The organism is Paenibacillus sp. DS2015 (assembly GCF_050433705.1).
GTDB lineage: Bacteria > Bacillota > Bacilli > Paenibacillales > Paenibacillaceae > Paenibacillus_AQ.
Genome location: NZ_JBNPWS010000012.1, coordinates 65966 through 81680, shown reverse-complemented (window position 1 = coordinate 81680; position 15715 = coordinate 65966). Strand labels below are relative to the sequence as shown.

Here is a 15715-nt window from a genome sequence, read left to right as displayed (position 1 = left end):
AGCCAATTCAGCGCAGATCAACGAGTCATTCCATGACAAATACGCCAGGGCGCATGATACATGCGCTCTGGCGTATTATGTACAACTCACCAAATCCTACAACTATGCTCTTTGTTTACGAGTCATAACATCGAATATAACCGCCCCAGCTAACACACCACCGCGGATCATATACTGATAGGAAATCCCGACTCCGAGTAAATTCATACCGCTGGAAAGTGAGGCCATAACGATCGCCCCGATAATAGAACCCGTCACTTTACCTACTCCACCGGCAGCAGATACACCACCTACGTAAGCAGCTGCAATCGCATCGAGTTCAAATAAAGTACCTGCCGTCGTTGTAGCTGATTGCAAACGAGCAGTGAAAAGCAAACCTGATAGAGCCGACAGCAATCCCATAGAACAAAAAACAATGTACGTAATCTTCTTGACGCTAATCCCGCTTAAATGCGCAGCCTCTGGATTACTTCCGACTGCATAGATATGTCGACCAATGACCGTTGAAGACGTCAGAAAGTGATAGACCACGACGACGATCAGGACAATAATTATTGTCCAAGAAAATCCATTGTAGCCCGCTAGAATCCAAGTGATATAGGCAATAATCGCAGATATGAACACGATTTTCACTGCAAACATACTCTTCGATATCACTTCAAAATTGTATTTGAGTTTGTTATTACGCTTAGAAAACTCAAAGTAGATAAAGAGACCAATAATCAATACACCAATGATAAGCGAAAGTAAATTCAACCCACCTATTTTGGCGATTGCGGGTATAAATCCATTACCGATTGCGTTAAAATGTTCGTCTTTAATACTGATTGTTCCTGTTTTCTCAGTTACCTGTAGTAGAGCCCCTCTGAAAATCAACATAGCCGCTAAAGACGCAACAAACGAGGGTATTCCCATTTGAGCAACCAAGAATCCATTGAATAATCCGATCGCGATTCCCAACACTAATATAATCGGAATCGTAAGATAGAAGGGTATTCCCATCTGAGTAAGGAGGATCGCTGCAATGGCACCCATAAATCCTGCCGCAAATCCTACGGATAAGTCAATATGCCGAATGACAATGACGAGTGTCATCCCCACAGCTAAAACAGCAATGTAACCCGTAGCATTTAACAAGTTACTAATATTCCGGGATGACATAAACAGCCCATCCGTCATGATCGAAAAGGTCAACATAATGACGAACAAAGCAATATACATCCCATAATCCCGAATATTGACCCCAATCAATGATTTAGCTTCCTTAAGTAATTTCACCGGTTTTTCCTCCTATTGCGTTGCAAGCTTCATTATTTTTTCTTGATCTGCATCATCAACGGATAATTCACCTTTTATTTTGCCCTCAGCCATGACATAGACACGATCGCTCATACCTAATACTTCACTTAGCTCGGATGAAATCATGATGATGCTCATACCCTCGTTGATCAGCTTGTTCATAATCGTATAAATTTCAAATTTAGCTCCTACATCAATACCCCGTGTAGGTTCATCTAGAATAAGTAAAGTTGGATTAACGAATAACCACTTGCCCAAGGACACTTTCTGCTGGTTCCCACCACTTAGATTACCGACCAGTTGCTCAACCGAAGGCGCTTTAATGTTTAAAGACTTATGATACGCGTTGGAGATTTTCACTTCTTCATTGTTGTCAATGATCCCCTTCGACGCAATCTCATGAAGATTAGCTACGGAAATATTTTGCTTAATATCCTGAATCAAGAATAAGCCATCCCCTTTGCGATCTTCCGTCACATAGGCAATTCCTGCATTAATCGCGTCTTTGGGACTCTTAAATGACTTTTTGACTCCGTCCATCAATAATTCGCCACGTAATTTGTAGGATTTCGGATTACCGAATATACTCTGTGCCAATTCCGTTCGACCAGAACCCATCAACCCTGCAATACCGACGATTTCCCCTTTTTTCACATGAAGACTAACGTCTTTTACGACTTCTCGGCCTAGCTGGGGATCATATGCCGTCCAGTTTTGGATTTCAAGCACATTCCCGCCGATTTGTTTATGTTCTCTTTTTGGATAAATATCATCAATTTCCCGTCCGACCATGTTCTTAATGATCACGCTCTCGGAAATTTCATTTTTAGAAGCGTCTAACGTACAAATCGTCCGGCCATCGCGAAGAACGGTTACTTGATCCGCTATCGCTATCACTTCTTTCAGCTTATGAGAAATCATGATGCAAGTTATCCCTTGGTCTTTCAATTCCCTTAATAGTTGAAGTAAGTTTTCGCTATCGTTTTCATTGAGCGCAGCCGTGGGTTCATCTAGAATAAGTAGCTTAACATCTTTACTTAAAGCTTTAGCGATTTCTATAAGCTGCTGTTTACCTACGCCTAAATCTTTGATTAGAACCTCTGGATTCACATTAAGCTTCACTTTGTTAAGCATTTCTTTGGCTCTAACAATCGTTTGATTCCAATCTACCAATGAACCTTTTTTCACTTCATTCCCCACGAATATATTCTCATATACGGAGAGATCAGGAAACAATGCAAGTTCTTGATAAATAATAGCAATACCTGTTTTTACGCTATCACTAATTTTAGAGAAGTTTTGAACATTGCCTTCGTATACGATATCACCCGAGTAAGTTCCATGAGGATAGACGCCGCTAAGAACTTTCATTAATGTTGATTTACCAGCACCGTTCTCGCCGATCAAGCAATGGATTTCGCCTTTATTCACCTTGAAATTAACATTGGATAGCGCTTTTACGCCTGTGAATTCTTTGGAAATATTATTCATTTCTAAAATGTATGGATTCATAATTAGATTACGCTCCTTAACAAAACAAGTCGTAGAATAGCGGAAAAGTGATAGAGTTATCTATCACCATTCCGTCCAAACTATGTTTATGTGCGATTATAGACCCGTGAAATCTTTTTCTTCGTAATACTTGGAATCAATGAGTAGGGCTTTAACGTTCTCCTTATCAACTACGATAACGTCGTTTTGTTTAGTTGGTACTTCAACTTTACCGTTGTCGGTAGCGCCATCAGTCTCAGGCGTTTTGTCATCCAGAATGGATACTGCCATTCCGATTGAGCTTGTAACGAGATCACGAACATCTTTGAAGACAGTCATTGATTGTTGGCCATCAATGATGGATTGAATCGATGCTTTCTCAGCATCTTGCCCTGACACTACGAAACTAGTGATTGCCGTGTCCGAACCGAATACATCAGCGATCGAACGAGCCGTGCCGTCATTCGGAGCCAGAATGGCAACATCGCCTTTTTGGTCAGCTGTAGCAGCTGTCAAATGCGTTTGAGCCTTGTTTTTAGCATCACTCGGTTCCCAGTTTGTAGTAACCTGGCTAATGATTTTACTTTGTTGTTCACGAGATAATTCAGCTGTGTCCTGCAACATTATAGCTTCCGTGGAGTTGGCGACTTTGAAAGTACCATCTGCAATTTTCGGTTGAAGCACAGACCAAGCGCCTTCGAAGAACAAGAAAGCGTTGTTATCAGAAGCTGCGCCAGCGTATAAGTACAATGGCTGACCATTACCTTTAGTATGATCAACTAAGTATTGGGCTTGTGCTTTACCTACAGCGACGTTGTCAAACGTTACGTAGTAGTTGACAGCATCTGTATTCGTGATCAAACGGTCATAGGAAATGACTGTAATGCCTGCATCTTTAGCTGCTTTTACAGCACCTGCGGCTGCATCACCGTCTTGAGGACAAATGATCAGAACTTTGATGCCTTTAGCGATCAAGGCATCTACGTTTTCCTTCTCTTTAGCAGAAGAGCCTTGGCTAAACAATATCTCAGCAGAGTATTTCGTATCCTTCAGAGCATCTTTAAATCTTTGTTCATCTTGAACCCATCTAGGCTCATCTTTAGTAGGTAATACGATCCCCACTTCAACCTTACTACTTTTACCGCATGCTGAAACTACTACAGCGAGCATCATAACAATGAGCATGAGCGGGATTGCCTTCAGTACCTTTTTCACTTCTTAAAACCTCCCTTTAATTGGTGATATCTGTTAATTCATACATGATAGTATCATTTGCTTTACCATCTTAGAATAGAAAATTCTCACTTAAAACTTGAATATACTCATATGTACAACGAACATCATTTTTTTAGGTAAGCGGTAAAATAGTTGAATACATAATAAGAGCAGGCCCGCAGGCCTGCTCTTATTATGTATTCATCTCCAAAAGCCCCTGCTTATGCCCCTCCGAACACAACTTCGCCGGTTGTCTTGTTCCACTGCAATTCGATCCCCAAAGTTTCGCAGATCATTTCAAGCGGGAACATTGTTGTATTGGACATGCTTGGAATATTTACTATCTGGTCTGATCTCTTGCCATTCACGAACAACTCCGTGGGATTGCTAGCATTAATCACAAGAGTTGTGCCTCCGTAAGCGAATGTCCAGACAGAAAAGGTGCGGCCTTTGTGTTGGGTATCTGATTCAATCTCTCCACGCGTCACTTGGATAGCAAGCGCTTTAAACACACTTGTAAAAGGAACATACAGCTTCCCGTCAACGATACTTGAAGTACCGAAATAGCTGACACTCTGATTGTTAATGGTCCAGGAAAGCGACGGCTGGACATAAACCGTTTTCAGAGTCTTATCGGTCGTTAGAGTGCCGCTACCTGAAGCCATTCCAGCATAATATCCATCTCCCCAAGCCATGAGCCTACCATCCTTGCGTAGCGCAAAAGCGACCTGCCCTGTGCTTCCCCACAAATCGGTTATGCCTGTAAGATCTTTAACTTGAAACGGCTTGACCACCTGTCCGGTATTGTAGTTCCATTGCCAGATCGTGCCATTACTTTTAAGAGCATACAAACGTTTATAGCCTGTCTGAAGATTAGAAATTCCAGCCAACCCACTAACCGCTGCCACTTTCTTACTTTCTTCATTCCAGCGCACAATGGTACCCTTCTTCCGGAGCAGAAAAGCGTCTCTGCCGGAAGCAGCGATTTCGGAAATTGAAGAAGTGACTGGCTGAACAACCGGAATTTCACTTTCTGAACGATATCTTCCGTAAAAGGTATTATAGATGCTTAAAGAACTAACCACGCCACTACGGTCTTGAATCAATACCGTATAGTCTAGAATTACAGCCGAACTCGCGTTTGCAATCCCTTTTAGCGGCACATACTTAACACCCAACGTCATGGGTTCCACGGGATCATAAGTCGGATACCATAACGTTGCTGTCCCATCACTATGCACGGCTACTCCCGCAAACCCGTTCGTGTCCAAGCTGGTTACCTTCTTAAGCCCCTCCATTTTCTTAGGAAGTTCTCGCTTCTGGTATGGTAGAATAACATCTCCATATACGTACCGAGAATAGTTGTCCCCCCATGCCCACACTTCCCCCTCCTTGCTAAGCGCAAACGAGGTATCGCGAGCAGCGGCAACCTTAACGATATCAGACAGTCCGGCTATCACCTTCGGAATATATTGATCAATGCTCGTTCCGTCTCCAACTTGTCCGTGCTTGTTGTACCCCCAGCCGGTGACCGTACCGTCACTCCATGCTGCTACTCCATGCCCATTTCCGCCAGCGACACTAACCGGCTCTATCGTAGAATCAGCGAAAATTCCCTCTCCACTTACAAATGTACACATACCGGTAACAAGAGTAACCATCATCAGCTTACCTATCCTGATTAATAATTTCATGAATAATACCCCCATCCCACACTCTTATTGCAGGAATATAATACCATATTTCCCTTTGCAAAGACGAATTAGGAATGGTTTTAAATAAAATCAATACCCCTTGTAGCAACTAAAATGCACCTATAAATATATATTCCCGTCTATTTTTATGATGAAGATGATTGCTGCTCCTATCCATTTCGATTAGTATTTTAGTAACTTATTATACCTTTTAGGAGATTATATGAAAAATGTAATAAACAAGATTGGTTTTACGAATATGTCCCTGTGCCTATTAACTTTACTATCGTGGATAAGTGTTGTATGGATACACGGCCTACTGGGAGCCTATGCATGGTCCTTACTTAAATTTATGATACCTATATTAGGTTTCATAGGTATTGTATCTAATCTAATCTTGATTTTTCTTTGTCTTATCCAAAAGAAAAGCATATTTAGGAAGCTGTTGAGTCTAGTATTATGTGTTGTATTAGCCTCACATTTCCTTTTAACCATGAATATAGTCTCACTGGCGTATCCTGTCCATATTCGAAACAGTCAACCGTCGATCACTGTACAGTGGCCGTTCAATGAAGAAACCGTTGTAGGCTGGGGAGGTGACACCATCGAGAATAATCACCCTCATGTCATCTGGCCTTCTGAACGCTGGGCCTATGATTTGGTAATGGAACCCTACAATACAGGAAGTACAAATCTAGAGGATTACGGAATTTGGAACCGGGAAGTTCTCTCTCCTGTGGCTGGAACCGTTATTGCTGCTTATGACGACGAGTCTGATATAGTACCGGGAAGTGAAGATATTCTCTCCATGGAAGGAAATCACGTATATGTTCAAATCGATACAACGGGAACTTATCTCTTACTCAATCATTTAAAAAAAGACAGTGTCAACGTAAAGGTTGGGGATCACGTAAATGAAGGAGATATCATTGGACGCGTCGGAAATAGTGGCTCAACCTCAGAGCCGCATTTACATATCCATCATCAGCTCCAAGACCCTACCCAGACGTTGTATCCCATCTTGGCAGAAGGTCTGCCATTGTACTTTGAAGGTACCGATGCAGATGATATGCCGCAAAAGGGAACATTGGTAACTAAACTGTCCACGTTAAAATAGGAACAGTAAAAAAAGTGACTCTCTTGCGGGTCACTTTTTGTTTGATCCAATGATGAACAATAACGGAGAAGGAATAATCCACAACCACCAACTATTTCTCCATCATCTTCTAATATCCAACTTTTTCACCTGATTTGTAAATAGATTTTCCAACTTGCTTCAAGGTGTCCAATGGAAAACATCAATGCTGGGATAAGGAATATAAACGATTCAAGCCAAACCCCAAGAAATATAAAATATAATGCTGGAAATACGGCCATAGGGACAGGGATAAATCCTAAAGGCTTAAATAATTGAACATACTCTCTACCTTTTATAAAAAAACGAATCCAACGTACATAGTAAAGCAACAGGCTTGCACCCATTAGAACAACTATGAAATTTAGATCCTGTTCAGCTATTTGTTTACCAAACACAATAGGTAGAGCCGTGCACGCGACACGCCCTGTTTGTTCAATTATCGTTAATATCATCGATGTAGGTCGTAATTGGGTTGGAACATTCTGTGTTGGAAGAAATGCAAAAGTTACATTCGGCAGCAAAAGCAATACAATGACCCATATTCCTGCGAGATGAAATCCCATCTACAATTAACCTCCTTCAAATGCCTATAGATATTATTTTATGTATTTTGTATATTGAAATTTGATACTTTCTTTGCGTGAAACTTTTATCGCCTTTTTCTGACAACTAGCTGCGCACTTCATGCAAAACTGACAATTGAAACCGTGACGAAATACGCCATCAACGTTCTGAATATTTCTAATGGGACATTGCTTTTCACAAATGCCGCATCCTATACCCTTGTAGGAATCGTCTCTAGTCTAAACATAAGCCACATAGACAACCAAGGAAGCGGTGTTTTCCTCGATAATAATGAAGTTACTTTCGACCCTTTAGACTGGGATTCCCATGATAAATTACCTTTCATTGTATTTTGGATGAAACAGTCTTCGCTATGTTATACAGATTATAGAGGTGTGGTTACAAGTCTTTAATATACCATGCATCACAAGCAAAATGTTCTGAACCCTCCAGCGGAGCATCCAATAATTGAAAGCTATGCTTTTTATAGAAACGATTAGCCGCTTGCATCTCCTGCAGTGTTTCTAAATAGCACTGATTATAATGAATCTTGGCAAACTCTAAGGCTGTCTTTAGAAGTTTATAAGCACTCCCGGTTCCTCTAGCCTGCTGTGATAAGTACATTTTCTGTAATTCACAAACTTTATTTGAATTGGCAAAAGGAGCAATGCCACAACCACCCACGATTTCTCCATCATCTTCTAATATCCAATAAGCTCTTCCTTCATAATCATAGAATTCATATAGACTAGGTAAGCTATTATCAGCCCAAGCCAATCCTTCTCTATTTCCACCAAATTCTATTAATGACGCTCTGATTATTTGCTCAATAGCAGCGTTATCCTGCGGTTTAATTTCTCTGATTCTCATACCATGATGTCCCCCAGTTATCTAATAGACTTTAATTACGATTGGTCAGATCACATTGACAAGGGCTCATCCATTAGCGCCCTTAATTCCACTTCCATCCACGTCTGGCTATACTCCAACTGCTTAAGGTCAGCGGATAGCGACTGCACCTGTTGACGCAACACGTCTGGTTCATCTGTTCCATTAAAAAAGCGGCTCATAAAATGAAGAAATACATCCACTTTGCGTAGTATCATAAGTAACGGAATCGCAGTGACTTCTTCTGGGGATAGACGTACTCGACTGCCGAAGGCCCTACAAAATCGGCGAACCGCTACCATTTCTCCTTCATGACCAAGAAGCCCTGAGATGATCACAGCCGGCTCCATCGCCCTTACATCAAGTGTGCAAAATTCAAAATCGAGCAGCGCAGTCACTTGGCCTACATGATCCGGGTGAACAAGTAGGTTGGATTCGTTAAGATCACCGTGTACAAGCTGCTGCGGTAGTTCCTCCAGACCTGCAAGCGAATGACAGATATTCTCGTAATATGTACTCAATAATTGTATATCCTGATGCAGATCATGAAATGCTGTCGATGGATTATTGCAGAAATCCAAGACAACCTCTCGGCTACAATTCGGATACGCTTGGTGCAACTCATAATACGGCCGATAAGCAGGAGGTACCTCAGGAATGATCTTAGCAAGTGCAATGGAGAGTTCCCCTGTAGCTTCGCCGAACGAATTGGCTAAGATGGAATTTCCATTGTTCGGAGACACGCCTTCGATATATTCGAATAGACAGGCATACCTTCCACTGCCATCCTCAATTACTACAATCGTCTCCCCCGCCAATGTTGTGACTGGTGTAGGAACCTTAAAACTCAGCTGTACCTGCTGAAGCGATTCTAGTACGGCATGCTCAAATTCTATTTTTTCTCGGTCCCTATGTGTATTGTAAATTCGTAGCACGCAGCTTCGAACTTCATTTCGAATAAAATAAGTTGTGTTGTTCCACCCACCTGCTCCCTCTTGCAGGGTGCCGCTCCACTTGGGCCAGTAACGCGTCATCATTGCTGCAATCATACCTTCATTCCTTTCATAACACATGTTCAATCATCACGTGTTTAATTCAATGAATCGCCTACAATCTACACGCACAGCAATTATAACATGATTAAACCTATCAAAAGAGACCTGAAGAAACAGGCCAGAATATTCCGCAGCAAATGTGATCTAATGTCGAATAGCCCCTTCAACCTTATCGACTTTAGAACAACACGTGTCGAATCTCCCTCACTGATTTATAGTGAACATTGCTGACTGATTCGGAAATAATAGACATAAAAAAATGGGAGAACGATTACGCTCTCCCAACCCAATCATGCCATTCTATCTGCTCATTGCTCAGCATCGCACTGGAAATTGTCAAAAAGTCCTCCCGACCAATCTCAAAATGACCGTAACGAAAGGAATACCCCCAATTTGGGTTCCCTCGTGTGAAGCTAAGCTGTTCTAATAACTCTCTAATCTGTACTTCCTGGCATGAAATATAACGGATATTTCTGCGGAAAGGCACAAACGATCTGGACATCTGAAATTCGTAGACTCTATCATCAGCCACTTCCCCGATAGCGGTGAACGCTTGAAGGGGTGCACCTTTCGTCATGTCTGTACGCGGGGAATAGTAGATCAACCAATCGCCCGCTCGCATCTTACGTAAAGGTGCTGACTTGCCGTGACAGAGCTTTAGCGAATCCCCCCACCACTCCATACTTCACATGGGATGCGGATACGACACCAACCCAAAAGCTGCTTTGTTGGCTTATTTCATTCATTTTCACACCTCGAATTCCCTTCCTTTTTCAATAAATATTTACGTCGCATCCTGAACCAGTCCTTGTTTTAAGCGGTTCAGCTGCAGTAGATGATGACGGTAGTGCATTTCAACAAGCAGAAACCATTCCTCTGCACACAGTCTACCGAATGACGGATGGGACACAGTATTTTGTTTGGACGCTTTTTCAAGGGTAGGTTCAATCTCTTTCATTCTCTGGATGACAGTCTGTAACCCTTGAATTAGCTGCTCTTTGCTTTCCGGCTGCTCCGGCGAATATTGTGGGGAAGGCGGAACATGAATACGAATGGGTGGGAACCTTCCTTGAGCAAATATAGCCACACCAGTCTCTGTTTTTTCCGCTAGAGTAACCAGGGAATCTTGGCTTGGCACCAGGCATTGTTCAAGATTACGAAGCTGCATATACAGCGCCGAGCTAATGAGATGTTGAACCATCTCTCCGATTGACCAGTCGTTCTCACTTGGTTTTTGCTTCAGCTGCTCCAGATTGAATGGATCCAGTTCATGTATATAATGTATTGCAGTTTCCTCAAATCGTTGTAATGCTTCCTTGGTTGTAATCATCATTTATCATCGCCTTTAGTCATCTTTTTATCTAAGTATACAAAAATGCTACTGACACCATTATGTCAGTAGCATTTCAACGTTTATTCCAGTTCATTTCTAACCAGATGTCGGAAGAATTCCGGCTTAGCACAACCACTCCACTTCCCCAGCCGAGTACCCAATACAGCAATACCTTAGTCTGCAGAACGCAATGCAGCAATACCTCAGTTTGCCGAACGCAAAAGGTCACCCGTTACCCTTTCGCGTCATCAAGCTCCATCTTACGAGACAACGCTTGAATAAGCTCAATTTCACGCTCAATCATCCCTTGTGTATAGAAGTATAATTCTTGTGAATAGATCAGATCTTTACCGTCTCCAACGACAGCGGGTAATTGTTCCAAATGATTCATTCTTTCCTTCATATAGGCCTCTCTATAGCTAAACAATCTTTGGCGGGTTTCCATATTCAGAAGGTCATAATAGGCCAGACGAATAGACCATTCATCATCAATTCTAATGATCTCTGGTGTAAATTCTGTCAAGCTTTTATAAAACGTCTCTTTCCCCACATCCGTGATCGAATACACGCACCGATTTGGCCGCAGTTCCTGAAGTTCCACTTTACTGCTAACCAAATTTCGTTCTTCAAATTGTTTCAATTTAGGATACAACGAATTGTTGTTAATCATTTTTTTGTTACTCATTACATAAATGATATTCTTCTTGATTTCATAACCGTGCTTAGGACCTTTCATTAATTGAGCTAGAATTAGGACCTCAATATCCATAGTATTCCTCCGAACTACCGGATCACAACTCCAGTATATATATATTCCTTCATTTTACTCTAACTGATGCAACGTGCCAAATAACTTATGCAATTAAAATCCAAACAAACATAAACATAAGTCATCATATTGTGATTGAATTCACATTATTATTTGTGGTATTCTTTTAATATAGGTTAAAATAACCTAGTTAGTTATAACCTAATCATAGAGAGGATGTTGTATAATGGCATTCACACATTTATTCAGCAAAGGCACAATCGGAAACATGGAACTCAAAAATCGGGTAATTCTGCCAGCTATGGGTACGAAAATGAACGAACCTGGTGGCTTTGTCGGCCAACAGCTAATCGATTACCATGTTGCACGGGCGAAAGGTGGATGCGGCTTAAATACGGTAGAGGTGTCTACAGTGCACCCTACTGCTGCAACCGACGATTCACCAGGTATTTATGATGATACATTTATACCGGGTATGACAAATCTAGCACAGGCAATCCGAGATGCAGGCGGCAAAAGCTGTCTTCAGTTGTGGCACGGTGGTAAAGTAGCCAATAATCCGAATCAAGTCTCCTCTTCTCCTATTGCTTTCGATGGAGTTCCTTTTGCACCTAGAGCACTGGAGACCCATGAAGTCAGTGAAATGGTACAAGCTTATGCAGATGCAGCCCGACGCGCTCAAGTAGCTGGATTTGACAGTGTGGAGTTTCATGCGGGTCATGGATATTTACCTCAACAATTTTTGAGCCCTGCCATGAACTTTCGTCAAGATGAGTATGGCGGGTCTTGGGAGAACCGTACTCGTTTTGCGCTCGAGTGTATTCGTGCAATTCGTAGCGCTGTAGGAGATGGATACCCAATCTTAATGAGAATTTCCGCCATTGAAGATCTTCCTGGAGGCCTAACTTTGGAGGATATGAAAGCATTCTCGATATTGTCCGAACAAGCTGGAATCGATGCAATCAATGTATCCCGTGGTGTTCCTTCAGGTGCAGCCATTAAATACGAAGTTCCTCCCATCGATTTACCTGTAGGGTTCAATGTCGATAACGCATCACAAATTAAATCAGTTGTGACCATTCCTGTCATCGCCGTAGGTCGTATTAATGATCCTGCAATAGCGGATCGCGTCATTGCGGAAGGATTTGCTGATTTTATCGCCATTGGGCGGGCTCAACTTGCCGATCCAGAATTCTGTAACAAAGCAAACTCCGGACGCGAGCATACCATAGTCAAATGTGTAGGCTGTGATCAGGGCTGCTTCGATGCATTCGTAAATCCCAATATTCCCCATATCAGTTGTGTATTCAACCCTGCTACTGGACGTGAGAAAGAATATGAATTACACCAGACAAGGGTTCCAAAGAAAATTCTGATCGCAGGTGGAGGCCCTGGGGGTCTAGAAGCAGCAGTCACTCTAAAACGACGCGGTCATTTTCCAATTCTATGCGAGAAGAACGATATACTCGGTGGGCAACTGTATATAGCTGGCGCTGCACCACGGAAAGAAGAAATGGCTGCGGCCGCTCTTAATATGGGAGAGACTGCTAAGCGTGAAGGCGTGGACATCCGAATGAACACAGAAGTTACGCCTGCGTTAATCCGTGAGATTGCTCCAGACGAAGTGATTCTGGCCATCGGTTCCTCACCCATTATCCCACCCGTTGATGGTGTACACAGTAAACATGTTGTGAATTCACACGATGTGTTATGGGGTAAAGTGCAACCCGAAGGACGTATCGTTATCATCGGAGGAGGGCTGGTGGGTCTCGAGGTAGCAGAACTGCTAGTAGAACAAGGAAATCAAGTTACGGTAGTAGAAATGCAAGCCGACGTAGCTAATGATCTAGGTTTACTACGTAAAATTTGCGTGATGGAGAGTCTTTATGGTCATGGCGTAGAATTAATGACGAACAGCAAGTGTATAGCGATCGAACATGACATTGTAATTGTAGAAAAAGATGGAGAGCGTCATCATCTCCCTGCTGATTACGTCGTTATGGCCGTCGGATCACGTGCCGTCTATAAAGAAGAGCTCACTTTATTCCTTTCAGAAAACAACATCCCATGTCATGTCATCGGAGACGCCGTCCAAGCCCGCAGAGCGCTAAATGCGATTTGGGAAGGCGCTGAAGTTGCTAGAAAGATCTAATCGATAAAATAATAGATGATGCACATTTTACCCTATTCGTATTTACTGGACTCTTGATTATAAGAGTCCTTTTCGATGTCTATATTCATTATGTCTATATAGCATCCCCATCACCATAGTCATAGAAAGTCTAGTGACGCATGAAAAAGGAGGGATTTCTCCCCCCTTATATCCCACTTTATTAATACGCACTTATTTATGCATTATTCTTTTTCGAATTCTATTGTACTTCTTACCGTATTAATCGGACGAACTAATTGCTCAATTTGCTCCCGTTTAGGTTCTAAGAATGGAGGCAAAGATAACTTTTCCCCGAGTGTTTCATAAGATTCATCTCCCATGAATCCTGGGCCATCCGTTGCGAACTCAAACAGAATTTGTGGTGCAACTCTCGCGTATAACGACTCGAAAAAGTGACGATTAACATAGCCAGAAGTCTGGAATCCAAATTCTTGCATCCGTATAGTCCATTCATCTAGAACAGATCGATCTTCAACACGGAATGCTGTATGATGAACTGTTCCAAACCCTTGTCTAGCTTGAGGAAGAACCACATTATGCTCTACGACGACCTGCGCACCATTTCCTCCTTCGCCCATTTCAAACAAATGGAACGCTTCTGACTTATATATTTCTTTAAACAATAGCACCTTCTCCAGTACTTCTTTGAAATCATCAAAATTAGCGACGCGAATATGGATCGGTCCTAGACCCGTAATTGCATAATCCAAAGGGACCGGTCCCTTTTGCCATGGCGTACCTGCAGCAACGCCTTCATTATTCTTATCTGAAATCAATTGATATTGTTGGTCATCAAAATCAACGAAAGAAAGCGTCTTTTTACTAAATTGTTCCTTAATTCCAGTATGCTTCACATCTAATCGATCAAAACGTTTCAGCCAATAATCTAACGCTTCATCGCTTGGGACACGGAAAGAGGTTTTTGATATCTCATTTGTGCCATGTACACCTTTGGGTATACCCGGGAAGTCAAAGAAAGTCATATCCGTACCTGCACTACCTTCGTCATCAGCAAAGAATAAGTGGTACGTTTGAATGTCATCTTGATTTACCGTCTTTTTTACTAGTCTCATTCCTAACACATAAGTAAAAAATTCATAGTTCTTCTCTGCACTGCTGGTAATAGCGGTTACGTGGTGTATTCCTTTTAATTCATTCATTTTCAGTTCCTCCATTGAGTTCATAATCTGTGTTGATCTATTTGTTGACAACAATATCATCAGTTAGATATTTAACTTTAATTAATTAATCTTAATATAAAGATATTATAGCATGAATAATGATAAATGTCACTAGTAACATTATGTTCATAACAAAACCGAATCATTCTTGCATTATTTTAATTAAGTGAACAGAAAAAAAACGAACTACCAAGCCTACGCATGGCAGTTCGCTTTTTACGATCAGTATTATCCAAAGACCATAATAACCTTGAGAACCCGTACAAATTATCGAATCTCCGAAACTTCAGAAATTGATTGATTGCTTCATCATCCAACATCGTTATACGTCGGTATCCCTTTAAAAAAGCCACGAAATATGACCCTCCAATGTGTTAACTGTTTCAATTAACTTACCAATCTGTCTACATAGATGATAATTTCTACAAATGTCGAATTAAAACTTTATACAGGTTGTTCATTACTTTTCAATACAGAAGAGAGTAATGCCTTCCATAATACTTCTCCAGAATCAACTCCACATGCTTTAGCTATTGGGCATGCCGCAAGAATTACTCCACCACGCCTTGCTGGATCTCCAGCAACAAGCAAAGGTTGATTTATATATTTAGGTGTTTTTGCCTTCTCCACACTCGCATAAAAGAATTGCATATCGATCAACATTATTGTCTTCTGCTTTTTCATCACGGTTATCACCTCAAATAAATAGGAACGTTTGTTTGGCTGTATATTGTATTATACACCGAACGCATGTTCCTTATGCAAGTGGTATTTATTTGTTTTAATCAAACGATACTTTTACTTTTATCATGATATATCATATTTTGTTTTGTTTTATCTATATTAATTATCACTTGCAAAAGAATTTACAGATGATATGGAAGACTAAATTACAACGACTACTTCTTCACATAT

Annotated in this window: 14 protein-coding genes and 1 pseudogene; 2 read left to right on the top strand and 13 right to left on the bottom strand. The window is 41.5% G+C overall.

Annotated elements, in window-relative coordinates:
* Positions 1–102: 102 nt before the first annotated feature.
* The 4 genes from J2T13_RS12520 to J2T13_RS12505 form a co-directional block, all read right to left on the bottom strand.
* Complete coding sequence (locus tag J2T13_RS12520) at positions 103–1221, bottom strand: sugar ABC transporter permease (protein WP_429371789.1); 1119 nt, start codon at positions 1219–1221, stop codon at positions 103–105.
* A gap of 69 nt (positions 1222–1290) precedes the next feature.
* Complete coding sequence (locus J2T13_RS12515) at positions 1291–2811, bottom strand: ATP-binding cassette domain-containing protein (RefSeq protein ID WP_429371669.1); 1521 nt, start codon at positions 2809–2811, stop codon at positions 1291–1293.
* A 96-nt stretch (positions 2812–2907) separates the two neighbouring features.
* Positions 2908–3975 (bottom strand): sugar ABC transporter substrate-binding protein, encoded by a 1068-nt coding sequence (locus tag J2T13_RS12510; protein ID WP_429371787.1) that lies wholly within the window; start codon positions 3973–3975, stop codon positions 2908–2910.
* Between the two features lie 251 nt (positions 3976–4226).
* Positions 4227–5699 (bottom strand): stalk domain-containing protein, encoded by a 1473-nt coding sequence (locus tag J2T13_RS12505; protein WP_429371667.1) that lies wholly within the window; start codon positions 5697–5699, stop codon positions 4227–4229.
* 493 nt (positions 5700–6192) lie between these two features.
* On the opposite strand from J2T13_RS12505, the gene J2T13_RS12500 reads away from it, so the two are divergent.
* Positions 6193–6816 (top strand): M23 family metallopeptidase, encoded by a 624-nt coding sequence (locus J2T13_RS12500; RefSeq protein ID WP_429371666.1) that lies wholly within the window; start codon positions 6193–6195, stop codon positions 6814–6816.
* A gap of 125 nt (positions 6817–6941) precedes the next feature.
* On the opposite strand, the gene J2T13_RS12495 is transcribed toward J2T13_RS12500, so the two are convergent.
* From J2T13_RS12495 to J2T13_RS12470, 6 genes and pseudogenes are all read right to left on the bottom strand, one after another.
* A complete protein-coding gene (locus J2T13_RS12495) occupies positions 6942–7400 on the bottom strand; it encodes a hypothetical protein (protein WP_429371664.1) in 459 nt (152 codons plus the stop codon).
* 400 nt (positions 7401–7800) lie between these two features.
* Positions 7801–8271, bottom strand: a complete 471-nt coding sequence (locus J2T13_RS12490) for a GNAT family N-acetyltransferase (RefSeq protein ID WP_429371662.1) — start codon at positions 8269–8271, stop codon at positions 7801–7803.
* 50 nt (positions 8272–8321) lie between these two features.
* Entirely contained in the window at positions 8322–9338 is a 1017-nt protein-coding gene (locus tag J2T13_RS12485; RefSeq protein WP_429371660.1) for a phosphotransferase, read from the bottom strand.
* A gap of 277 nt (positions 9339–9615) precedes the next feature.
* A pseudogene (locus tag J2T13_RS12480) lies at positions 9616–10090 on the bottom strand (EVE domain-containing protein).
* A gap of 38 nt (positions 10091–10128) precedes the next feature.
* Positions 10129–10671, bottom strand: coding sequence for a DinB family protein (locus J2T13_RS12475; protein ID WP_429371785.1), 543 nt, complete (start codon positions 10669–10671; stop codon positions 10129–10131).
* Between the two features lie 238 nt (positions 10672–10909).
* Positions 10910–11446, bottom strand: a complete 537-nt coding sequence (locus J2T13_RS12470; RefSeq protein ID WP_429371658.1) for a PadR family transcriptional regulator — start codon at positions 11444–11446, stop codon at positions 10910–10912.
* A gap of 226 nt (positions 11447–11672) precedes the next feature.
* Between J2T13_RS12470 and baiCD the strand changes: the two genes are divergently transcribed.
* Positions 11673–13598, top strand: coding sequence for a bile acid Fe-S flavoenzyme BaiCD (gene baiCD / locus J2T13_RS12465; protein ID WP_429371656.1), 1926 nt, complete (start codon positions 11673–11675; stop codon positions 13596–13598).
* Between the two features lie 203 nt (positions 13599–13801).
* Here the strand turns inward: baiCD and J2T13_RS12460 are convergent, their stop codons facing one another.
* The 3 genes from J2T13_RS12460 to J2T13_RS12450 form a co-directional block, all read right to left on the bottom strand.
* On the bottom strand, positions 13802–14779 hold the full coding sequence (locus tag J2T13_RS12460; protein ID WP_429371654.1) for a ring-cleaving dioxygenase: 978 nt from the start codon (positions 14777–14779) through the stop codon (positions 13802–13804).
* A 179-nt stretch (positions 14780–14958) separates the two neighbouring features.
* The gene (locus J2T13_RS12455; protein ID WP_429371652.1) at positions 14959–15153 is read right to left on the bottom strand and encodes a hypothetical protein; all 195 of its coding nucleotides are present in this window, start codon (positions 15151–15153) and stop codon (positions 14959–14961) included.
* Between the two features lie 91 nt (positions 15154–15244).
* Positions 15245–15484 carry a hypothetical protein gene (locus J2T13_RS12450; protein ID WP_429371651.1) on the bottom strand — a complete coding sequence of 80 codons (240 nt, stop codon included), beginning with the start codon at positions 15482–15484 and terminating at the stop codon, positions 15245–15247.
* Positions 15485–15715 lie beyond the last annotated feature (231 nt).